This window comes from Nocardia sp. NPDC055050 (assembly GCF_053608345.1).
This window is the reverse complement of sequence record NZ_JBSGVG010000031.1, coordinates 48986-69298: the sequence shown is the minus strand read 5'-3', so window position 1 is coordinate 69298 and position 20313 is coordinate 48986. Positions and strand designations below refer to the sequence as shown.

21 protein-coding genes and 1 tRNA gene are annotated in these 20313 nt (G+C 67.5%); 14 read left to right on the top strand and 8 right to left on the bottom strand.

What is annotated here, in order from left to right; all coding sequences use genetic code 11:
* The first annotated feature begins 27 nt into the window (after positions 1-27).
* Positions 28-1800: an SDR family oxidoreductase gene (locus ACWGCN_RS26660; RefSeq protein WP_452459328.1), complete on the top strand. Its 1773-nt coding sequence runs from the start codon at positions 28-30 to the stop codon at positions 1798-1800.
* 6 nt (positions 1801-1806) lie between these two features.
* Here ACWGCN_RS26660 and ACWGCN_RS26655 read toward each other — a convergent pair whose 3' ends face one another.
* The gene (locus ACWGCN_RS26655; RefSeq protein ID WP_379315058.1) at positions 1807-2310 is read right to left on the bottom strand and encodes a glycine-rich domain-containing protein; all 504 of its coding nucleotides are present in this window, start codon (positions 2308-2310) and stop codon (positions 1807-1809) included.
* Between the two features lie 517 nt (positions 2311-2827).
* Between ACWGCN_RS26655 and ACWGCN_RS26650 the strand changes: the two genes are divergently transcribed.
* Both ACWGCN_RS26650 and ACWGCN_RS26645 read left to right on the top strand, forming a co-directional pair.
* On the top strand, positions 2828-3832 hold the full coding sequence (locus ACWGCN_RS26650) for a zinc-binding dehydrogenase (protein WP_452459329.1): 1005 nt from the start codon (positions 2828-2830) through the stop codon (positions 3830-3832).
* Between the two features lie 367 nt (positions 3833-4199).
* A tRNA-Ile gene (locus tag ACWGCN_RS26645) sits at positions 4200-4273 on the top strand.
* Between the two features lie 263 nt (positions 4274-4536).
* Here ACWGCN_RS26645 and ACWGCN_RS26640 read toward each other — a convergent pair.
* Positions 4537-5109, bottom strand: a complete 573-nt coding sequence (locus ACWGCN_RS26640) for a TetR/AcrR family transcriptional regulator (RefSeq protein WP_452459330.1) — start codon at positions 5107-5109, stop codon at positions 4537-4539.
* Between the two features lie 120 nt (positions 5110-5229).
* Between ACWGCN_RS26640 and ACWGCN_RS26635 the strand changes: the two genes are divergently transcribed.
* Positions 5230-6249, top strand: a complete 1020-nt coding sequence (locus tag ACWGCN_RS26635) for an aldo/keto reductase (protein ID WP_452452597.1) — start codon at positions 5230-5232, stop codon at positions 6247-6249.
* 7 nt (positions 6250-6256) lie between these two features.
* Here ACWGCN_RS26635 and ACWGCN_RS26630 read toward each other — a convergent pair whose 3' ends face one another.
* The 3 genes from ACWGCN_RS26630 to ACWGCN_RS26620 all read right to left on the bottom strand — a co-directional run bounded on the left by ACWGCN_RS26630 (position 6257) and on the right by ACWGCN_RS26620 (position 8393).
* Positions 6257-7036, bottom strand: a complete 780-nt coding sequence (locus ACWGCN_RS26630) for an ATP-grasp domain-containing protein (protein ID WP_452459331.1) — start codon at positions 7034-7036, stop codon at positions 6257-6259.
* A gap of 139 nt (positions 7037-7175) precedes the next feature.
* A complete protein-coding gene (locus ACWGCN_RS26625) occupies positions 7176-7703 on the bottom strand; it encodes a nitroreductase family deazaflavin-dependent oxidoreductase (protein WP_452459332.1) in 528 nt (175 codons plus the stop codon).
* Between the two features lie 69 nt (positions 7704-7772).
* Positions 7773-8393: a TetR/AcrR family transcriptional regulator gene (locus tag ACWGCN_RS26620; RefSeq protein ID WP_452459333.1), complete on the bottom strand. Its 621-nt coding sequence runs from the start codon at positions 8391-8393 to the stop codon at positions 7773-7775.
* A 41-nt stretch (positions 8394-8434) separates the two neighbouring features.
* Between ACWGCN_RS26620 and ACWGCN_RS26615 the strand changes: the two genes are divergently transcribed.
* From ACWGCN_RS26615 to ACWGCN_RS26580, 8 genes are all read left to right on the top strand, one after another.
* Complete coding sequence (locus ACWGCN_RS26615; RefSeq protein WP_452459334.1) at positions 8435-9112, top strand: hypothetical protein; 678 nt, start codon at positions 8435-8437, stop codon at positions 9110-9112.
* 91 nt (positions 9113-9203) lie between these two features.
* Positions 9204-10127, top strand: coding sequence for an ABC transporter ATP-binding protein (locus tag ACWGCN_RS26610; protein ID WP_452459335.1), 924 nt, complete (start codon positions 9204-9206; stop codon positions 10125-10127).
* The gene (locus ACWGCN_RS26605; protein WP_452459339.1) at positions 10127-10939 is read left to right on the top strand and encodes an ABC transporter permease; all 813 of its coding nucleotides are present in this window, start codon (positions 10127-10129) and stop codon (positions 10937-10939) included. The genes ACWGCN_RS26610 and ACWGCN_RS26605 overlap by 1 nt, the downstream gene beginning before the upstream one ends.
* Positions 10939-11808: a hypothetical protein gene (locus tag ACWGCN_RS26600; protein ID WP_452459336.1), complete on the top strand. Its 870-nt coding sequence runs from the start codon at positions 10939-10941 to the stop codon at positions 11806-11808. The genes ACWGCN_RS26605 and ACWGCN_RS26600 overlap by 1 nt, the downstream gene beginning before the upstream one ends.
* Positions 11798-12082 carry a hypothetical protein gene (locus ACWGCN_RS26595; RefSeq protein ID WP_452459337.1) on the top strand — a complete coding sequence of 95 codons (285 nt, stop codon included), beginning with the start codon at positions 11798-11800 and terminating at the stop codon, positions 12080-12082. Before ACWGCN_RS26600 ends, ACWGCN_RS26595 begins: the two co-directional genes overlap by 11 nt.
* The gene (locus tag ACWGCN_RS26590; RefSeq protein WP_378637725.1) at positions 12079-12699 is read left to right on the top strand and encodes a response regulator; all 621 of its coding nucleotides are present in this window, start codon (positions 12079-12081) and stop codon (positions 12697-12699) included. Before ACWGCN_RS26595 ends, ACWGCN_RS26590 begins: the two co-directional genes overlap by 4 nt.
* A gap of 51 nt (positions 12700-12750) precedes the next feature.
* On the top strand, positions 12751-13974 hold the full coding sequence (locus ACWGCN_RS26585; RefSeq protein WP_449969154.1) for a vWA domain-containing protein: 1224 nt from the start codon (positions 12751-12753) through the stop codon (positions 13972-13974).
* Between the two features lie 116 nt (positions 13975-14090).
* On the top strand, positions 14091-14579 hold the full coding sequence (locus ACWGCN_RS26580; protein ID WP_387447926.1) for an FBP domain-containing protein: 489 nt from the start codon (positions 14091-14093) through the stop codon (positions 14577-14579).
* Positions 14580-14743: 164 nt separating this feature from the next.
* On the opposite strand, the gene ACWGCN_RS26575 is transcribed toward ACWGCN_RS26580, so the two are convergent.
* A complete protein-coding gene (locus ACWGCN_RS26575) occupies positions 14744-15016 on the bottom strand; it encodes a hypothetical protein (RefSeq protein WP_101469239.1) in 273 nt (90 codons plus the stop codon).
* Positions 15017-15222: 206 nt separating this feature from the next.
* Between ACWGCN_RS26575 and ACWGCN_RS26570 the strand changes: the two genes are divergently transcribed.
* A complete protein-coding gene (locus tag ACWGCN_RS26570; protein ID WP_378994033.1) occupies positions 15223-15513 on the top strand; it encodes a hypothetical protein in 291 nt (96 codons plus the stop codon).
* Here ACWGCN_RS26570 and ACWGCN_RS26565 read toward each other — a convergent pair.
* Positions 15510-17366 (bottom strand): TerD family protein, encoded by a 1857-nt coding sequence (locus tag ACWGCN_RS26565; protein ID WP_452459338.1) that lies wholly within the window; start codon positions 17364-17366, stop codon positions 15510-15512. The two genes, ACWGCN_RS26570 and ACWGCN_RS26565, sit on opposite strands and share 4 nt — an antisense overlap.
* 280 nt (positions 17367-17646) lie before the next feature.
* Here ACWGCN_RS26565 and ACWGCN_RS26560 point away from each other — a divergent pair, with 280 nt between their 5' ends.
* On the top strand, positions 17647-18138 hold the full coding sequence (locus ACWGCN_RS26560) for a hypothetical protein (protein WP_378996359.1): 492 nt from the start codon (positions 17647-17649) through the stop codon (positions 18136-18138).
* A gap of 66 nt (positions 18139-18204) precedes the next feature.
* Here ACWGCN_RS26560 and pabB read toward each other — a convergent pair whose 3' ends face one another.
* Positions 18205-20265: an aminodeoxychorismate synthase component I gene (pabB, locus tag ACWGCN_RS26555; RefSeq protein WP_452460042.1), complete on the bottom strand. Its 2061-nt coding sequence runs from the start codon at positions 20263-20265 to the stop codon at positions 18205-18207.
* Between the last annotated feature and the right edge of the window lie 48 nt (positions 20266-20313).

The window sequence follows — 20313 nt, the reverse complement described above, 5'->3', positions numbered from 1 at the left end:
TCCGCTGGACAAGGAGTCCGAAAGATCATGACGAACGACAGCCCGCAGCCCGCGAACCAGCGCACCGTCCGCAGCGGTGATTTCGACATCGCCGTGTTCGAATACGGCGACCCGGCCGCCGACACCGTCGTGCTCGTGCACGGCTGGCCCGACACCCACCATCTGTGGGACAGGGTGATTCCGCTGCTCACCGAGCGCTTCCACGTGGTCGCCTACGACACCCGTGGCCACGGCGAGTCCACTCGCACCCAGCGCACCGATGATTTCCGCCTCGACGAACTCGCACGCGATTTCTACGCCGTGATCGACGTGGTGAGCCCCGATCGTCCCGTGCACGTGCTCGCCCACGACTGGGGTTCGGTGCAGGTGTGGGAGGCGGTGTGTGAACCGCGGGCCACCGAGCGCGTCGCCTCGTTCACCTCGGTCTCGGGCCCCAACCTCGACCACCTGTCCGCCTGGGTGCGTGACCGCCTCTCCCGGCCCACCCTGCGCAATGTGTGGCAGCCGATGACCCAGCTGGCTTCCTCGGCCTACACCTTCTTCTTCATGACTCCCGGTCTGCCGCGCGCCACATTCAACGCCATCGGCACCGAAAAGCTGTGGCAGCGTGCGGTGTCGATCATGAACGACACCCCCGCCGCCAATGTGAAGCTCGGCCCCACCTTCCGTCGCGACATGGTCGACGGGCTGCTCATCTATCGCGCGAACATCGTGGCGCGCATGCTTTCCCCGCGTGAACGTCGCACCGAGGTGCCGGTGCAGTTGATCGTGGCAGGACGCGATGTCGCCGTGCGGCCCGCGGGCTACGACGATTCGGGCAAGTGGACCGACCGGCTGTGGCGTCGCGACGTCCCCGCCGGGCACTGGATGCCGTTCTCGCATCCTGAACTCCTCGCGACCGCGACCACCGAGCTCATCGACGCGCTCGACGGCGCCGGCGTCTCGCGCGGACTGGCCAGGGCCGAAGTAGGCGCTGCGCGAAGGGAATTCGAACACAAACTGGTGGTCGTCACCGGTGCGGGCAGCGGCATCGGCCGGGAGACCGCGCTGGCTTTCGCGCGCCTCGGCGCCGAAGTGGTGGTCTCCGATGTCAACGAGCTCGCCGCCAAGGCCACCGCGGAGCTCGTCGCATCGGAAGGTGGGGTGGCGCACTCCTATCCACTCGATGTGTCGAACGAGGACGCGGTGCGCGCGCACGCCGACACGGTGATCGCCGCGCACGGCGTGCCCGATGTGCTGGTGAACAACGCCGGTGTCGGCCAGGCGGGCGGATTCCTCGATACTCCGTCGGAGGAGTTCGACCGTGTACTGCGGATCAACCTCGGCGGTGTCGTCAACGGCTGCCGGGCCTTCGGCGCGGCGATGGCCGATCGCGGGCTCGGCGGGCACATCGTGAACCTGTCCAGCATGGCCGCCTACAGTCCGCAGCGCGACATGGCGGCCTACGCCACCAGCAAGTCGGCGGTCTTCATGTTCTCCGATTGCCTGCGTGCCGAACTGGCCGACCGTGGCATTTCGGTGTCGACCGTGTGTCCGGGCATCGTGCACACGAATATCGTTGCCACCACCCGCATCTCGGGCGTCTCCGCCGCCGAGGAGGCCGCCGCGCAGCAGAAGTTCGACAAGCTGTACGAGCGACGCGGCTACACCCCCGACCGGGTGGCCGCGCAGATCGTGAAGGCCGTGCGGACCGGGCGCGACATCGTGCCGGTGACGCCGGAGTCGTGGGTGCAGTACCGGATCAACCGGATCGCACCCGGCGCGGTGCGGTTCGCCGCGCGCCGGATGAAGCTGGTCTAGATCGGGCTACGCCCGGCGCAGTTGCTCCTCTACGGCGGCAACGTGCCGGGCGTCCACGCCCCACGCGTTCTCGACGCCGACCGTGCGGTCCAGGTCCCACAGCACGCACTCTTCCTCGGGTCGCGCGACCAGCGACCAGGCGACCACGGTGCGGCCCAGCTGTTCGACCATGGTGCCGTGATTCTGCGTACTCTCTCCGGCGCCCTCGGGGAAGTGATGCAGGAAACGCCCGTAAGCCTGCTCGCAGAACGTCGCGTAGAGCTGGGTGCAGAGGATGAAACCGTGCCACGCCTCGTCGACCGCGTGCGAGGGCATACCGATCACCTGGTCGTCGCGAAGGGCGGCACCGCAGCACCGTAACCATTGGCGCAGACCGGTTTCCACGAGTTCGCGAGGCTGCCAGGGCGAGGTTTTGAAGATCGCTTCGGGGAAGACCAGGGCGGCGACGGTGCGGTCGACGGTGGGGAGGTCGACTTGCCGTCTGCCGGTCCGGGAGAAAGAGAACGCCACAATTCACTGTAAGGCCACTGACGGTGGGGGTGCTGTGGCCGGGTTCTGGCGTTAGCCTGCGAACATGGTGTTGACGCTCGTAATCGTGCTCGGTTTCGTCGCGGTGTGTCTCGGCGCGGTGGTGACGACCGTCGTGTGGCTGATCCAGAAGTCGAGTCAGCCGCAGAACGCGCGCCCGCTGGATCGGCGATGGGTGGCCGGGTCGGCCGGGATCACCGGGTATGTCGACGGGACCTCGGGGCAGCCGTGGGATCCGGGCAGCCCGTCCGGGTGTGGCGGTGGCTCGAACAGCGGTTGCGGCGGGGGGAGCGGCTGCGGCGGCGGGAGCAGCAGTAGCTGTAGCGGTGGAAGCGGCAGCAGTTGTTCCGGTGGGAGTAGCAGCAGTTGTGGAGGTGGCAGCAGTAGCAGCTGTGGCGGCGGGTCCTGATCGTGTGACCTACGTCCCAGTGTGCTTGACCTGAACTCGACTTCAGGTTTCATCCTTGACTCGTTCGGTCAACACCACGAAGGAGTCGCGATGCGCGCAGTGCAGGTCAAAGAATTCGGTGGGCCCGAGGTCCTGAACCTGGTGGAAGTTCCCACACCGCAACCGGATTCGGTCGAAGTGGTCGTCGACGTCGAGGTCGCCGACGTGATGTTCCTCGATACCCGGCTGCGCAGCGGGTGGGGTCAGGACTACTTCCCGCTGAGCCTGCCCTACGTCCCCGGTGGTGCGATCGGCGGCGTGGTGAGCGCGGTCGGCGCCGAGGTCGACCCCCGCTGGCTCGGCAAGCGCGTTGTCACCCAGACCGCCGCCAGCGGCATCGGTGGCGGCTTGCCCATCGGCGGTTACGCCGAGAAGTCCCTCGCCAAGGCCGCCACGCTGACCGAGATCCCCGCCGGGCTCACCACCGAGCAGGCCGTAGGCCTGGCCCACGACGGTCGCACCGCGCTCGCTGTCTTCGACAGGGCTGCCGTGCAACCGAATTCGTGGGTGTTGATCACCGCCGCCGCGGGCGGCCTCGGCACGCTGCTCATCCAGCTGTCGATCGCGGCGGGCGCGCGGGTTGTCGCCGCGGCGGGCGGACCGGAAAAGCACGCGCTCGCAACGCGATTGGGTGCCACCGCGGTCGTCGACTACTCCGTCGACGGCTGGGCGGACCGAGCACGGGAGATCACCGGCGGGGGAGCGGCGGTCGTGTTCGACGGTGCGGGTGGCGACATCGGTGGCGCGGCCCTGACCGCCGCCGCCGACACCGGTCTCTTTCTCGGATATGGCTCCGCCGCAGGTGATTTCGCGACAGGCGACACCGATGCCGCTGGTGCGCGCGGTGTCACGGTGCTCGGTCTGTTCGATATCGTCGGCAAGGACGTGGACTGGGTCGGCATCACTGCCCGCGCTCAGGAAGCGGTCGCCGAGGGTGTGCTGGAAGTCGTGATCGGGCAAACCTTCCCGATCGATCAGGTGCGGCAGGCTCACTCCGCGATCGAGAGCCGCTCCGCCCTCGGTCGTACCTTGTTGACGGTCGGCGCGTCATTGTAACTTATTGTGCGCTGCAACGGAATACACGTTAAGTTATGTTCCGTGCAGGGACTGATAATCATCGCAGTGATAGCTGCGGTTCTGTTGTTGGTAGTTGGAGTCATCAAGTTGGCCAGCAACCCAGGGGGCAACATCGAACGTCGCGAACGCGATGTACGAGCGCGGGGAGGCCAGCGAGCTGAACGCTCGTAAACCCTACCCCCGGGTGCAGCACCACCACGGCGATCGGTCGCCGCGTCTTTCTCGGAAGCCGCGACTCCGGTCGCCGTTCTCGTACCCGCCGGTCCGACACGACCGCCGCGTCGAGTGGTCAACCCCGCACTTCGCCGGGTACCATGCGACTCGCCCGCGGAGACCCCCGCGGCGAGGGGCGGTAGCTCAGTCGGTTAGAGCCGCGGACTCATAATCCGCTGGTCGTGGGTTCGAGCCCCACCCGCCCCACTTCCCCTCCTGAACTGCGGTTTCTCCCAGCGGATTCGGGACGGATCGCCGCCAGGGCCGGACGGGTCGAGGATGCCCGGCCACTTCTCGGCTACCAGGCGCGGGTCCGCCTGGATGAACGCGACACGCTGCTCCGCCCCGATCTCGGCGGCGGCCGCCGGCGTCGCCCGGCCCTTCTGGGTATTGGTGCCGACGACAACCACCTGCTCACCGCCGCTCGGGTATGTCAGCGCGAGAGTGTCCTCGGCCTGCGCTCTGGTCGGCTACTTCACGCTCAGCCCTGCGATGAGGACGGCGACCATCCGGCGGGGGTGATAGCGGGGGGTGTGGCCGCCGATGCAGAGGTTGCCGACGGCGCGCAGGAGTTCGTAGGGGTCGGTGCCGGCGGGGATTTCGCCTGCGGTGACGGCGGCGGTGAGGAGGGCTTCGCAAGTGGGGACCAGGCGGTCGAGGAAGTAGGTGTGGAGGGTTTCGAAGGTGGTCGCGTCGGAGTGAAGTGCTTCTGCCAGGCCGTGTTTGGTGGTGAGGAAGTCGACGAAAAGGGTCATCCATTCGCCGAGTGCGGCGTGGGGGGAACCGAGGGCAGCCAGGAGTGTGGGGCCCGCTTCGGCGCACGCTTCGACCTGGTGGCGGTAGACGGCGACGATGAGGTCGGCCCGGGTGGGGAAGTGGCGGTAGATGGTGCCCACGCCGACGCCTGCTCGGGCGGCGATCTCGCGGACGGGGACATCGACGCCCGAGGCGATGAAGGCGGCCGCGGCTGCGTCGAGCAGGGCCTGCTGGTTGCGCCGCGCGTCGGCGCGTCGGCGCGGCGCCTCGGTCGGATTGTCGGCCACGAGACCTCCCTCTTGTTAAACGGAACAGTGTTCCGTATGTTGATTAGCGGAACATCGTTCCGCTTGGTCGAGGATGCCAGAACCGGCGAGCCGAACCAAGCCCATCTGGGAGGAACCGCCATGCAGTACCGCACTCTGGGCCGTACCGGCGTTCAGGTCAGCACGCTCGTGCTCGGCGCGATGAACTTCGGCAAGCTGGGAAATTCCACCCAGGACGAGGTCACCGCCATGATCGATGTCGCCATCGACGGCGGCGTCAACCTCATCGACACCGCCGACATGTACGGCCAGGGCGAATCGGAGGAGCTGGTCGGCAAGGCCGTCGCGGGTCGCCGCGACGACCTCGTGCTGGCCACGAAGGCGACGATGCCGATGGGCGAGGAGCGCAATCATCGCGGCGGTTCACGCCGCTGGCTCATGACCGCGCTCGACGACAGCCTGCGCCGACTCGGCGTCGACCACGTCGATCTCTATCAGATCCACCGCTGGGACCCCGAAACCAGCGATGAGGAAACCCTCTCGGCGCTCACGGATCTACAGCGTGCGGGCAAGATCCGCTACTTCGGATCCTCGACATTCCCCGCGTACCGCATCGTGCAGGCGCAGTGGGCGGCCGAAGAACGCCACCTGAGCCGCTATGTCACCGAACAGCCCAGCTATTCGATCCTGCAGCGCGGCATCGAAACTCACGTCCTGCCGGTCACCGGGGAATACGGTCTCGGCGTGCTCGCCTGGAGCCCGCTGGCCTCGGGATGGCTCTCGGGCGCCATCCGCGCCGACCGCGAGATATCCACCAGCCGTTCGGCCTTCATGCCCGACCGGTTCGACACCACCATCCCGGCCAACCACGCCAAGATGGCCGCCGTCGAGCAACTCGCGGCACTGGCAGACCAGGCGGGCCTGACCCTGATCCAACTCGCCCTGGGTTTCGTCACGGCCCATCCCGCCGTCACCAGCGCCATCATCGGCCCCCGCACCATGAACCACCTGCACGCCCAGCTGGCCGCCGCCGACACCGTCCTGTCGCCCGAGATCCTCGACGCCGTCGATGCCATCGTGGCCCCTGGCACCGACCTCGCCCCCCACGAGAAACACGACACCCCACCCTCGCTGCTGGACGCGTCCCTGCGTCGTCGATGAGTCGACGTCAGAAGCTCGTGGCTCGTGCCGGCCGCGGCTCGGACGTGAGTAGATCGCGCCATCGGTTCATCAGCAGCGCGGTGTATTGGTCGGCGGTGATGTCGTAGGCGCCGAGGGCGTAGCCGTCGTTGGTCTCGACGAGCGTCGTTTCCCCGTTGGCCAGTACGCCGAAATCGATGGCGTAGGCAGCGGGGGCGGTTCCGGAACGATAGTAGGCACTGACCGCTGACTCGACTGTTTCCCTGTTCAGTGGCACGGAGCTGTCACCCTCGTAGTGGTCCACGGCCACGATCTGCCTGCCGATGACGTAAACGCGGTATTCCGACACCCAGGTGACGACCTCGGAGCACCAGACGCGCTGGCGCCGACTGGTATTCCCCCATGCGGCGAAATCGTGTTCCGAGTAGCAGACCGAGCCCGTGAAGGCCTTGCGGCGGTCCGCGGGTTTGACGAAAACCGGTGGGGAGGAGCCGCCATCCATCGAGCGCTCGATCTCGCCCAGGGTCGACGCCCACACCTTCCGCCCGAGGAAGCCGCGAAGCACGTCGGGATAGTCGTCGGGTTGCGGTAGCGGGATGCCCAATTGGCGCATCGCGCCGTGCATCGCAGCCATATCCCCGGCGATGAAGATGCCGGGTCCCAACGTCAACTGCCTGCGTTGAATGCGCTTCAGGCTGTAGTGGCGGACGGGGACGCCGAGTCTTGCGAGGCCCTCGGTGAGGAGCTTCTCCTCGTGCCGCATCGGACCCGATCCGGCGTACTGCAGGTAGGCCACCGTAAAACTCATGCCTTGATGATGCCTGTCGACAGCGGTGCGGATTCAGCAAATGGCTGGGAAATTACCTGTGCGCCAGTCGAAGTCCCCGACGGTCGGATCGGCGTAGGGCAGCGGAAGGGGCCGATCGACGATGCTGGTCGGATGGCATCTAGGTGCGCGGGGTGAGGATCACGATCGGGATCGTGCGGCTGCCCGCATGACGTTGGTAGAAGTCGTAGCTCGGGAAGAGCTCGACGAACTTCGGCCACAGCAGTTTTCGTTCCGCGTCGGTGGCTACGCGGGCCCGGACGGGGTGCGACCGGGCGCCGATCTGGATCGTGCTGTCCGGGTTGGCTTTCAGGTTGTGGAACCAGGCGGGGTGGGTTGGTTGGCCGGCTTTGGACGCGGCAAGGGCGATGATGTCGCCGTCGGCGTGGAACATCAAGGGTGAGGTTCGGCGGGTGCCGGTTCTGGCGCCGACGTGGTCGAGCAGAAGGATTCGGGCGTCGGGCCAGGCGGGCATGTGGCCGCCGAGCCTGCCGTTGGTTCGGCGGTACAGGGCCACATGGAGTTTCGTCGATCGGCGGCCCAGGTAGATGCCGCGCTTGTTCATGAATTGGGAGCACGATTCCACCAGTCGTGCCATCGACGACCTCGTGGCGCCATGACCGGTACCGGTCTTGTTCGGATCACTCACTGCCCCTCCAGTGTTCGTTCTACTACGGACGATAGTAGACAAATTCCCGGTCCGCCGAGGGGGGAATCGTCAAGCGAGGAGTTCGCGGGCGAGGGTGGCGGTCCACCAGGTTTCGACTCGGTCGGGCGACCAGCCTCGTTCGGTGGTGAGGGTGGTGTAGACGTCGATGGTGCACAGGGCGGCGTAGATGTCGACCGAGGTGGGGAGGTCTTCGCGAAGGGTGCCGGGAGGCCAGGAGGTGAAGACCTCGATGCGGGTTCGGTCGGCGCGGTGACGGGCGTCGATGTAGGTGGTGGCCAGGGCCGGTTCGGTGCGGCCCGCTTCGCGGATCAGGGCGATGACGTCGGCGGCGCGTTCATAGAGGCGACGGTCGTAGCCGGCCATGGCGGCCAGCTGGGCTCGAGGGTCGCCTGCCGCGGCTTCCAGGGTGTCGAGCATCTGCGGGGCGTCGGCGGAGAGATCGGCGGCGTCGGCTATCGCCTGGATGAGTCCGGTCTTGTTGCCGTAGGCGGAATAGACGGTGGGAACGGAGACGCCGGCTTCGCGAGCCACGTCGCGGACCGTGGTGGCGGCCCAGCCCTGCTCCACGAACAGCCTGCGGGCGGCCTGGGCGATCTCGATGCTGGTCGCCTGGGCTTGCAGGGTGCGGCGAAGGGAGTCGTAGCGGCGGCGAGGTGAGTCGGTGGCCAAAGGGGGTTCCTCTTTCGTTTTATGGTACCTATATTCAAAATATGAACGATAAATCTAATCTGTCGAGCGGCGCGCGGTTTCAGCGGGTCGCGGGGATCGCCGGTATCGGGTTCGCGCTGGTCATCCTGGGGGCCAATCTGATCTTGGCACCCGCCGGGTTGCCGAAGCCCGGTACCGACTCGCGCACAGCCGTCGCGTTCTTCGTCGACCACCGCGACCTCGTGGCGCTGGCGATGGCGCCGGTACCGCTGGGCTGGTTCTGTGCCGTGCTGTTCGGTGCCGGTGCACTGGCGGCCCTGCGACCGGCCGAGCGGACGGCGGGGACCGGGTGGTCGCTGGTCGGCTTCGCCGGATTGCTGTTGCAGAACGCGACTTTCACAGTGATCGTCGGAATTCGTTATGCCCTCGGCGCTTCGAGCGGGGCAGGCGGCGCACTGTGGGCGCTGCACGATGCCCTGCTCGCGCTGAACGGCACCTTCCTCGCGACGGCACTGGTCGGCCTGACGGTCGCGGGCCGGCTCGGCGGGCTCGTCAAGCCATGGCATGCGACCATCGGATTCCTCGCCGCCGCACTGCAATTCACCGCGGCGACCCTCACGCCCCTGATCATCGACCACGACGGCCCGCTCGGTCTCATCGGCCTGTCCGGCTGGCTGCTGTGGTCGGCCTGGTTCATCGCCTACGGCGTAGCGCTCCTGCGCACAGCCGCAGTCCGATGACTTATGTCATGGCTTGACCATGTGAATCCCATCGGGGATCGGTGACTGCGCTTACTACTGGCGACGCCCCGCGTCGACCACCGTAGAAGGCATGAGAAACACAGACGTCATCACCGCGCGCGGGCTGCGCCGAACCTACGGCCGCGGCGACGACGCGTTCGAAGCCGTCAAAGGCGTGGACCTGGAGGTGCACGAAGGGCAGGTGTTCGCCCTGCTCGGAACCAACGGCGCGGGAAAGACTTCCACCCTCGACATGCTGGAGGGGCTCATCGCCCCCTCGGCAGGCGAGGTCGAAGTCTTCGGCCTCGACCCGCTCCGGCACCGCGACCAGGTCCGTCCGCGGGTCGGCATCATGTTGCAGTCGGGCGGGTTGCCCGCCGAGCTGACCGTCGGCGAGACGCTCGACATGTGGCGTGGAACGTGCACCGCGCCGACCACCGCCGAGGCAGTCTTGGCGCAGGTGGGCCTGACCGACCGATCCGGGGTGCGGGTCGGCTCACTGTCGGGTGGTGAGCAGCGCCGCGTCGACCTGGCCTGCGCCCTGCTCGGGCAGCCGCGCCTGCTGTTCCTCGACGAACCGACTACCGGCCTCGATCCGGAAAGCCGGCGTGGGACATGGCAATTGCTCGCCGACCTCAAAGCGTCGGGGGTGACGATGGTCCTCACCACGCATTACCTGGACGAGGCCGAAGCGCTCGCCGATCAGATCGCGATCATGCACAAGGGCGCGATCGCCCGCAGGGGCACGCTGCGCGACATCGTCGACGACCATCCGGCGCGGATCGCCTTCGATCATCCCGGCCTGCCCGTGCCGCAGTTCCGCGGCGCCCGCGTCGACGCGCGAGCGCGAGTCACCATCAGCACCAACGACTTACAAGGCCACCTGTTCGAACTGCTCGGCTGGGCCGGTGAAGCAGGTGTGCGCCTGACCGGACTCGAAGCGCGCGCCGCATCCCTGGAATCGGTCTTTCTCGATATCGCCGAGGCAACCACTCCCACCCTGATCGGAGCATGATGACCACCACCCTGCCCGCCGGCGGATTTCGCCGTCGACCACTCGCCGCGCTCGCCACAGCGGAGTGGCTGCAGTTCCGGCGCAACAAGACTCTCGTCTACATGGCGACGGTCTTCCCGATCGGAATTCCGTTGGCCACCTACTTCATCGCCCGCAAAGACACCGAGCCCACAGCGGCGATGGCGGCGGTGACCTTCGAATTGCTGGCACTGCTCGCCCTGCTGTTCGTGCAGTACTACTCGGTGCTGTCGATGGTGACCACCCGCCGTAGCGAAGGCGTCCTGAAACGATTGCGCACGGGCGAGGCCGCCGACTGGCAGATCCAGCTCGCTCCGGCCATCCCAGGTGCCATCATGACGCTCGCGTGCACCGCCGTCATCGCCGTGGTGGTCTACGCCACCGGCGCCCCCGCGCCCGTCAACCCACTGGCGATCGTGGTAGCACTCGTCGGCGGAACAGTGCTGTTCTCGCTGCTCGCCCAGGCCACCAGCGCGTACACCAAGAACGCCGAGGCCGCGCAGATCACCTCGCTGCCGGTGATGATCATCGCGATGCTCGGCATGTCCTCGATCCGCGGCGTACTGCCCGATCGGCTGGCGCAACTGGCCGACTGGACCCCCTTCGCCGCCGTCTCCGACCTCCTCTCCCTCGGCACGTCGGGCACGCTGTCGGCGTTCGCCGAATCCGACGCCGCGCTCGGCTTCGCCGATACCGTCACCGAATCCGGCCGGCCGTTTGCGACACTGGCGTTATGGACCGTGCTGGCGCTCGTGCTGACCCGCAAGAGCTTCCGCTGGGACGACCGCGGGTGATGCGCGCGACCGCCTGGTGGCACGAGCTGTCGGGAGCCGCCAAGTTCCGGCTCTACACCCGGCTCTCGTTCCAGGCGGTGATCGCCGTGCTCGTCGTCGTGCTGGCGATCAGTGCCGAGTCGGTGCCATCGGTGCTCGGGATCGTCGCCGGTGGCATCGCGGCCGGGTTCGCGTTGGAGGCACAACCCGCGTTCGCCACCGTTCCCGGTGTGGTGGCGCGGCCGCGGATGTTGCCCGTCGCCATCGTGATGCTGGTCGCGCTGTGGGCGATCAGCGGGATCGTCGCCCGCCTGGCCACCGACGAGGCGACGGTCCTCAGCGCGCGCACGGTGGGCGTGTCCGCGGTGTTCATGGCGATCTTCTCCGTCATCCCGTTCACTCGCCACAAGTGGTGGATTCTGGTCGTTCTCAGCGTGGCCACTCCGCTGGTGGTCTTCGGTACGCCACTGGGCGCGGGCCTGCAGGGTGCGGCGGCGTTCCTGTTCACCGGGGTCTTCGCGATCGTGTTGACACGGCTCACCGTGTGGGGGCTGGGAATCATCGACGAGTTGGAGCGAACCAAAGGTGTCGAGGCGCAACTGCAGGTCGCCGAGGAACGGTTGCGCTTCTCGCGCGACCTCCACGATGTCGTCGGACGCGGCTTCTCGGCCCATCGCGGTGAAAAGCGAACTGGCAGCGGCACTGTCACGGGCAGGCGACCTCGATCGAGCGACCGCGGAAATGGACGAGGTCAGAACACTGGCGGTCGAATCGATGGGGCAGATGCGCACCCTGGTGCGCGGCTATCGCAATATCGACCTGCGCGGGGAGGTGGCCGGTGCGCGATCACTGCTGTCGGCGGCGGGATGCGCACTCGTCGTGGAGGGTGACGCGGCCAAGGTGCCCGCGGCATTTCATGAAGTCGCGGCCTGGGTGGTCCGGGAAGGCACAACCAATATCGTCGAACACTCGGCCGCGACCACCGCGACCCTCGCACTCGGCGGGTCCGGCATGTCACTGCGCAACGACCGCCCGCAGGGCGCGATCGGTGAACGATCCGGGCTGCGCGGCCTCGGCGAACGACTCGCCGCTGTCGGCGCGACCCTCGACATCGCCACCTCCGGCGACGAATTCGCCCTCGAAATCCATTGGGAGAAGCAGTGATTCCCGTATTCCTCGCCGACGACGAGACCCTGATCCGCGCTGCCATGGCGACGATGCTCGGCCTGGAGCCCGATCTCGAGGTCGTGGCCCACGTCGGCTCCGGTGCGGAACTCGTCGCCGCGTGGCGCCGCAGGGCCGAGGACGGCGAGCCGGGCGCCGTCGCGGTCATCGATCTGCAGATGCCGGGCATCGATGGCATCGACACCGCCGTCGAACTGCTCCGGATCACCCCTGGTGCCGGCACTTTGATCGTCACCAGCCATGGCAGGCCCGGGTATCTCAAGCGCGCACTCGCGGCCGGTGTGCGCGGATTCCTGCCCAAGACGACCTCCGCGGCGACGCTGGCCGAGGTGATCCGGTCGGTGCACAACGGTGGCCGATACGTCGATCCCGAGCTCGCGGCCGAAGCCATCAGCGCGGGCGACACCGTCCTCACCGCCCGCGAGGCCGACGTCCTCGAATTCGCCGCCGACGGCGCCTCCGTGGAGGACATCGCCAAACGCGCACACCTGTCCCCGGGTACCACCCGCAACTATCTGTCTTCGGCGATGACCAAGCTCGGGGTGTCCAATCGCTACGAAGCCGCCCTCAAAGCACGCGAGAAGGGCTGGATCTAGCCCGTATTCGCCTAGGGTGTGGGGCGTTACGGTGCGATGAGAGGGATGGCGATGGCTGCTGCGCTGGTCAAAGGACAGAACGCGGGCTTGGCTTCGGGGGAGGTGGTGCTGTCGGTGCGCGGCGGCGTGGCCGCCGACCTTTCGGCACTGCTGGTGACCGACGCGGGGAAGGTGCGTTCGGACGCGGATTTCGTCTTCTTCAATCAGCCGCAGGCGCCGGGTGTTCGGCTCCAGGGTGCCGCGCTCGAGGTGTCACTCGGCGCTGTGCCGGTCGAGATCGCGCAGATTCGCGCCGTGATCACTGTCGCGGCAGAAGGGGATACGTTCGGCGGCGCCACGTCGCCGGTGGCTTCGGTCGCCGACAGTGCGGGAAATGTGCTGCACGAGTATGTGATCGACGGCCTCGATCGTGAGTCGGTGGTGATCGCGCTCGAGCTGTATCGCCGGGGTGACCAGTGGAAAGTCCGTGCCGTCGGACAGGGCTACGCGGGCGGATTCGCCGACCTGGTCACCGATCACGGGGTGAGCGTCGACGACGAGCCGGAAGTGGTCGCGGAAGTTCGGACGGTTCCCGGCGAGGCGGCGCTGTCGTTCGATAAGCGCCAGAAGCTGGACATGCGCAAGCGCGAAGTCGCGAAGGTGCTGATCGACAAGAGCGCGTTCGGAGCCAGGGCGCGGGTGGTGCTGGTGATCGACAAGACCGGCAGCATGGAGAAGATGTATCGCGCCGGCACGGTGCATCGGGTCGTCGAGCGCATGATCCCAGTCGCCACGCAACTCGATGACGACGGCGTGCTCGAGGCCTACCTCTACGCGCTCAGCTACGTGAAACTGCCCGATATCACCGTCGAGGGCGGGGAGCAGTGGGCGCACACCTACCTCCATCTCAAGGGCACGCACCAGGGCGTCGACTACAACGCCATCGGCGGCCGCAACGACGAACTACCGATCATGCGCGCGGTCATCGACACCCTCACCGAGCCCACCCTCGTCCTGTTCTTCACCGACGGTGGCTTCGCGAAGAAGCGTGAGATCGCGGCGCTGATGCGCGAGGCCGCCCACCTGCCCGCCTTCTGGCAGTTCATCGGCCTCGGCACAGCCAACTTCGGTGTCCTGCGCACCCTCGACGAACTCGACGGCCGCGTCGTGGACAACGCGGGCTTCTTCGCCCTCGACGACATCGACCGGATCAGCGACGCGGAGCTGTACGGCAGGCTGCTCGGTGAGTTCCCCGACTGGCTGCGCGCCGCGCGGGCCGCGGGGATCCTCCGCTGACAGCCGCCCATCGGCGGGGATGCTCGTCACCGGTGGCCGGAAAACAGGTTGTCTCCGCAGGTGGGGATCGTTAGCGTGTCTACCGTTTGCAGTTCGCAGACTGGAAGGATAAACGCATGGAACCCATTACCGAACGCGACATCAGGTCGTCGTTCGTCAACTGTTCGAAGGGCGACGCCAAGCGCTTGAATGTGCCGCGTGACCTGGGTGAACGCCCCTGGGAGGATCTCGACTTCCTCGGCTGGACCGACCCCTCGTACGCGGGGCGCTGTTATATCTCGGTGCCGCGGGCGGACGGGCTGGTCAGCGTCGCGTTGCGGCACGAGACCGGCGGGTCGGGCAAGACGCAGATGTGCACGATCTGCCTCACCACGCACTCCGGCGGCGGCGTTTCGCTGATGACCGCGAGCAAGACGGGCGAGTCGGGGCGCAAAGGCAACACGGTCGGTAGCTACATGTGCACCGATCTGGCCTGCTCGCTGTATGCGCGCAACAAGAAGCGGCCGTCGATGGGCAGCCGGTATCGCGAGGATCTGACGCCGGAGGAGAAGGCCCACCGCGTGGTGGAAAACCTGAACGCCTTCGTGGACCGGCTCTACACGTAGCCGACCCGACCCGCCGAACGACAGGAGGTAGATGCCGTGCGCCGACACTCGACAATCCGGTAAGCCCGAGTTCTGTTGAACCCCAACAGAACTCGGGTCGGTGTGTTCCTAGCCGGTCGAGTCGGCCCGGGCTGATCCCGGACCGTCCCGAGCGGAGCAGGAACCTAGAGCATCGCGTTCATGATGGTGCCCGCGCTGGTGGCGACGACGCCGCCGATCATCGCGCCCGCGACCATCTTCGGCGACTCCATGGAGCTGCCTGTCCACTTCTCCCAGGCGAACTTTCCGCCCGCGACAGTGATGGCGATGATGCCGGACAACAAGATGAACCAGGTCAGGTACCTGACCAGCTGCATGATCTTGTCCGCCAGTGGCGGTGCTTCGGGGGTCGGATTGCCGATCTGCGCCAAGGTATCGGTGACGGCGGCCAGGAGCATGGGGTCTCACTCGGTATCTCGGAGGAACGGGACGACGATGAACTCTGCACTGATGGTATCCGGTCATGTGTCACCGTGTCGGCGCCCATCTCGATCGAACCGATCGGTTTTGTTGGTGTGCAGGGGGTTCGCGCCCGTATCCTGGACCACGATCGAATACGGCAGGGCTGGAACGCAGTTCGCGTCACGCGATAGGGGAGCAGGCTATGAGCATCATTCTGACGTCGATGGCCGACACCATCACCACGTACGCGCAGATCGGCAACCCGTCGCCGGAAGCGCCTCCGCTGTCGGACAAGATCATGAAAATGGTTCAGTACCTGACCTGGTTCATGATCCTGTCGGGTGTGCTCGCCATCACCGTCGCCGGCGGAAAGTTCGCCTGGGAGAAGTGGACCGGTAGCTCCATGGAGTCGCCGAAGATGATCGCGGGCGCGATGATCGGCGGCGTCGTCGCCACCAGCGGCGGCACCATCATGAACGCGATTCTCGGTTAGATCCGCGCGCCCTTGGCGCGATTGCAGGCCCGGCACAGGATCTGCAGGTTCGTCACGCTCGTCGCACCACCGCGGCTGAGCGGGATGATGTGGTCGAACTCCAGGTAGTGGCCGTCGCCGCACTCGACGCACGCGCCGCCGTCGCGCTGCCACACCTGGGCTTTCACGTCCTGGGGGATGCTGCGGCTGTCGAGCTGTCCCGGCGTCAGGACCAAGCGTTTCGATACGCGCAGTGCACCTTCCAACGCTGCCGCCACATAGTCGGGGTCGGTGACGCCGAAGGTAGCGCCGCCGCGCGCCGAGGTTGCCGCGAGCACGACGGTGCCGTGCTCGGGATGCACCGACACCACCCGGTTCCACGGCAGCTCGATGCCGGTGCCGTCGCCGACGAAACGCAGCTTCTTGGAACTGCCGATCAGGCGGCCCTCGGTGTTGCGTGGGCCGCGCGCGAGCATGCGGATGTGGACGGCGGGCAGATCGAGGTGCACGCGTTCGTCGGGATCCAGATGCAGACCGGGGGTGTTGACGGTGGGCAGTTCGCCGGCGCGCAAGCGGGACAGGGTGCGGCCGCGATGCATTCGGCGACGCAGATCGTCGACGATGCCGCCCGACAGCGCCAGCTCGCTGACCACGTGTTCGAAAGCGTCCAGTTCCTCGGCGAACACCTCACCGTCGGCGAAGGCGAAGGCGACCATCCGCTCGACCTGGGTCAGACCCGCCTCGCGCAGCAGTGTTCGGCCGCGCTCCTCGTCGATGCGCTGGAAGCGCAGAGCGGCCCACACCTCGGTCCACTCCACCGACATCGTGCCGGGACCCGCGAGGACGCGCCTGGCTCGGTTGCGCCAGTGCGTGAGGAACTCCTCGATTTCGGCGGCACAGTTCTTGCACGGTCCGTGGCCACCGAACAGCTTGCGCCGCAGTGGGCTACCACAGCGGGTACAGCGGGTGCGGTGATCGTGGATGTGCGGGCGGACGCTCGAGGTCCACTCGTCGCCGTCCCACCAGCGGAGTTGATCGGGGGTTTCCGGGTCGGGGTGCCAGTCGGCGATCTCCGGGTCGACCGGTGGCGGGGGCGGCACGTCGATGACCCGGCGGGACAGGGCCGGTGGGCGCGTCGACGCCGGTCCGTCGAATCGCGCTGCGGCGGGATTCGCAGACTCGGGGGACGAGCGGTTCGCCCGGTGATCGGCGCCGGGCAGATCGGCAGTAGACGTCGACGCGTCGTGCCGTGACGGCACACTCGCGAATCGTGCGCGATCGGCGGAGCGCGCGGCGTCGGCGGCTGCCCCATTCGGCCGCGCGGGCACCCGCGAGCTGTCGTCGGGAGTGATGCTGGGACGTCCGGTGGTGGGCTCGTCGACCGTGACCCCGAATTCACCGGCGAGTCCGGCCAGCCCGCCCGACCAACCCTGGCCGATCGCACGGAACCGCCACTGGCCGTCGCGGCGGTAGAACTCGCCGAACATCATCGCCTGGACGTCTTCGATACCGTCGATGGTGAACTGGGCGACCGGGCCGTCGGCGGCGTGCACGGTCAACGTGAGGTCGAGGAGCTGGTCGAAGGTGGCGTCGTCGAGGGACGCGCTGATGACGATGCGCGCCACCTCGGGTTCGGTGCGGGGCAGTGAGATGCTCAGTCGCGCGGTGCCGGGGGCGGGCTCCTGGTCGAGGGTCACCGCCTGGGAGGCGTGCCGGGGTGCGTTGAAGAAGACGAAATCCCGGTCGGCGCGGACCAGGCCCGACTCGGTGACCAGCAGGGCGTGCGCGTCTACGGTATGCGCCGACCGCCATGAAACGACCACGGCGAGAAGCGATGTCGGTACCGGCGTGTGCGCACCCTTGCGTAGTTCCATGGTGCTCGCATGATGTCATGAGGGTCCGACAGGGTTTTTTTGAGCGCTGGCGCGCTCGAGTTCGCGGCCCCGCCGGTCCCGCTGTTCAGGTGCCGTTGCTTGCTCCTTCGTCGCCTACGCAACGGCACCTGAACAGCGGGACGGCCGCGAACCGCCGCTGCGCGGCGGACCCTCCTCGAGGTCGGGTCGTGCGGGGCTGGGAGTGTTCTGTCGCCGGACACGGAGGTGAGCGGGGGTGCGGTTCCCTGCGTAGGCGGCGTGGTTGCGGCACAGTGGTGTCATGACGAACCCGAGGAAGCGGGGGCGCGCGGAGGAACCTGCTCCGGCGCAGGCGCGGAAGGTGCCGGGGGCGGAGTTGCTGTCGGCGGCTCAGGCGGCGGTGGGGGCGGCGCAGACTGCGGCGGGACAGGCTATCGATGCTGCGCAGCAGACTGCGGGGTACGCCTTCGACGCGGCGGTTCGGTTGCCGCCCGCGTCGGCGCAGCTGGCCGCGCAGTTGCCGGATCTGGTGGAGAACCTGTCGATCGCGGTCGATCGGCTCAACAGCACGATCGACCGGCTCGATCGGACGTTGGCGCTGGCCGATCCGGTGTTCGCGACCTATGACCGGCTGTTGCCACGGCTCGAGGCGATGATCTCCCTGGGCGAGGACGTGTTCGGTGCGGTGGCGAAGCTGCCCGGTGTCGGATTGCTCGGGCGGATCACGGGGCGTGGGGGCGAGGAACCCGCACCGGAACCGGAGCCGGACAAGCGCGGCCGTCGGCGGCGCTGATTCCTCGAACGCCGTCCGCTCCGGCGGCGAGGTGGCCCGACCGGTGTTGCCGCGTGCGCGTCGAACTCACCTTTCGGGAGTCAGCGCCCGGAATGTCGCCGCCGCCTTGAGTACCATCTCCGCGTACTCGTCCTCGGGATCGGAATCGAGGACGATCGCGCCGCCCGCGCCGATCCGCCACTCGTCGTCGTAGCGGACGGCGGTGCGGATGACGATGTTGAGGTCGGCGGTGCCGTTCAGGCCGAGGAAACCGATGGTGCCCGAATAGATGCCGCGCGCTTGGGTTTCCAGTTCGTCGAGGATTTCCATGGTCCGCAGCTTCGGCGCGCCGGTCATCGAACCGCCGGGGAAGCAAGCGCGCAGGCAGTCGATCACCCCGGCGTCGGGGAGCAGCGTGCCACGCACGGTCGACACCAATTGGTGCAGGGTGGAGTAGGTTTCGGTGTCCATCAGCTTCGGGACGTGCACCGAACCCACTTCGCAGACGCGGCCGAGGTCGTTGCGCAGCAGGTCGACGATCATCAGGTTCTCGGCCCGGGTCTTCGGGTCGTCGGCCAGCGCGCGACGCAGGCGCTCGTCCTCGTCGGTGGTCCGTCCGCGCGGGGCGGTGCCCTTGATCGGCTTGCTCTCGACCACCCGATCCCGGTCGATCTTCAGGAACCGTTCCGGCGAGGAACACGCCACATCCAGACCGTCGAAGCGCAGGTAGGCGGCGTACGGTGCCGGATTGCAGCGGCGTAGTCGCCGGTAGAAGGCGAATCCGTCCCCGGGCGCCGCGGCGACGGCGACCGCGTCGGTCAGGCAGATCTCGTAGGACTCGCCCGCGTGCAGCCGGTCCTGACACACCGCGATGTCGGCGAGGTAGCGGTCGCGGCCACGCACCAGATGCGCCTGCACGGCGCCGGGATCGGCGGCCACGGGCAGGTCGGCGGGATTGACCCAGGTGGGGAGATCGTCGAGGGAGTCGGAAGTCTCGCGCAGCCACTGCTCGGCGCCGCTCGCGGTGGCGGGTTCGCACAGGGCGAGCAGGTGGGTTCGCCCGGCCTCGTGGTCGACGACGATCAGCCGGTCGGCGAAGATCCACTGGGCATCGGGGGTGGGGGAGCGGTGCGCGATGTTCGCACCACAGTCGGCCTTCACCTCGTAACCGAGATAGCCGACGTAGCCGCCCGCGAAATCGAAAGGCAGCGGCGGGGTTTCGCAGTGCCGCGCCCGGAGTTCGCGATCGAGATAGTCCAGGACCGTGCCCGCGACGGTACGGGTGCCTTCGATGTCCGTCACGGTGACGCGGGCGTCGCCGACCCGATAGCCGACGATTTCGGCATGCGGCCCGCTCGCGTCGCCGAGGAAGGAGAACCGGTCCAGGCCGGGTTCGACGTGCTCGCTGTCGAGCCAGAACGCGTTCGGAGCGTCGGCGCAACGGCGCAGGAAGATCGCTTCGGTGTCGATCGCGCGTTCGATCACCTTGTGCCGCAGGTTGAATGAGCGTTCATGGGAAACGGGCGCCACGACACTGGGCCCGCGCACGACCACCGGTGCGGCTACCCGCGTACGCGCTTTGGTGAGATCGGCGAAGTTGCGCAGCAGCGCGGCGCCGAATTCGCTCGACACCGACTCGGGGTGGAACTGCACACCCCACTGTGGCCGCTCGCGATGGCGCACCCCCATGATCACCCCATCGCTGGTCGACGCGGTCACCTCGAGCGAGGCGGGCAGCGGCTCCCGCGCCGCGAGCGAGTGGTAGCGCACCACGGTGAAGCCCTGCGGCAGACCGGCGAACAGATCCCGATCGTCGTGGGTCACCCGATCGAGGAAACCGTGCCTGGCCTGTGGCGCGCGCTCCACCGTTCCGCCCGCACCGAGCACGATTCCCTGATGGCCCAGGCATACGCCCAGCAGCGGCAGATCGGTCTGCGCGATCAGCGCTGTCGACGCCCCCATGTCGCGGGCGCGGTCCGGGCGGCCGGGTCCGGGCGAGATCACCACATTGTCGAACTGATCGAGGTCGAGGGAGCTGTCGGCCTCGTCGTTGCGCACGACGGTCGGCTCGCTCCCGTTGACCTCGCTGATCAGCTGATAGAGGTTGTAGGTGAACGAGTCGTAGTTGTCGATCAAGAGCGTGCGCATCGTGGCAGAAACATTACGCCGGGCGTGCGCGTGCGCATTCCCGCGCAG

Excerpts from the sequence above, each read along its gene's own strand:
- ACWGCN_RS26585 (WP_449969154.1), top strand. The coding sequence starts at position 12,751 with ATGGCTGCTGCGCTGGTCAAAGGACAGAACGCGGGCTTGGCTTCGGGG.
- ACWGCN_RS26650 (WP_452459329.1), top strand. The coding sequence starts at position 2,828 with ATGCGCGCAGTGCAGGTCAAAGAATTCGGTGGGCCCGAGGTCCTGAAC.
- ACWGCN_RS26570 (WP_378994033.1), top strand. The coding sequence starts at position 15,223 with ATGAGCATCATTCTGACGTCGATGGCCGACACCATCACCACGTACGCG.
- ACWGCN_RS26600 (WP_452459336.1), top strand. The coding sequence starts at position 10,939 with ATGCGCGCGACCGCCTGGTGGCACGAGCTGTCGGGAGCCGCCAAGTTC.
- ACWGCN_RS26605 (WP_452459339.1), top strand. The coding sequence starts at position 10,127 with ATGACCACCACCCTGCCCGCCGGCGGATTTCGCCGTCGACCACTCGCC.
- ACWGCN_RS26635 (WP_452452597.1), top strand. The coding sequence starts at position 5,230 with ATGCAGTACCGCACTCTGGGCCGTACCGGCGTTCAGGTCAGCACGCTC.
- ACWGCN_RS26575 (WP_101469239.1), bottom strand. The coding sequence starts at position 15,016 with ATGCTCCTGGCCGCCGTCACCGATACCTTGGCGCAGATCGGCAATCCG.
- pabB (WP_452460042.1), bottom strand. The coding sequence starts at position 20,265 with ATGCGCACGCTCTTGATCGACAACTACGACTCGTTCACCTACAACCTC.
- ACWGCN_RS26610 (WP_452459335.1), top strand. The coding sequence starts at position 9,204 with ATGAGAAACACAGACGTCATCACCGCGCGCGGGCTGCGCCGAACCTAC.
- ACWGCN_RS26580 (WP_387447926.1), top strand. The coding sequence starts at position 14,091 with ATGGAACCCATTACCGAACGCGACATCAGGTCGTCGTTCGTCAACTGT.
- ACWGCN_RS26565 (WP_452459338.1), bottom strand. The coding sequence starts at position 17,366 with ATGGAACTACGCAAGGGTGCGCACACGCCGGTACCGACATCGCTTCTC.
- ACWGCN_RS26660 (WP_452459328.1), top strand. The coding sequence starts at position 28 with ATGACGAACGACAGCCCGCAGCCCGCGAACCAGCGCACCGTCCGCAGC.
- ACWGCN_RS26615 (WP_452459334.1), top strand. The coding sequence starts at position 8,435 with ATGAACGATAAATCTAATCTGTCGAGCGGCGCGCGGTTTCAGCGGGTC.
- ACWGCN_RS26630 (WP_452459331.1), bottom strand. The coding sequence starts at position 7,036 with ATGAGTTTTACGGTGGCCTACCTGCAGTACGCCGGATCGGGTCCGATG.
- ACWGCN_RS26560 (WP_378996359.1), top strand. The coding sequence starts at position 17,647 with ATGACGAACCCGAGGAAGCGGGGGCGCGCGGAGGAACCTGCTCCGGCG.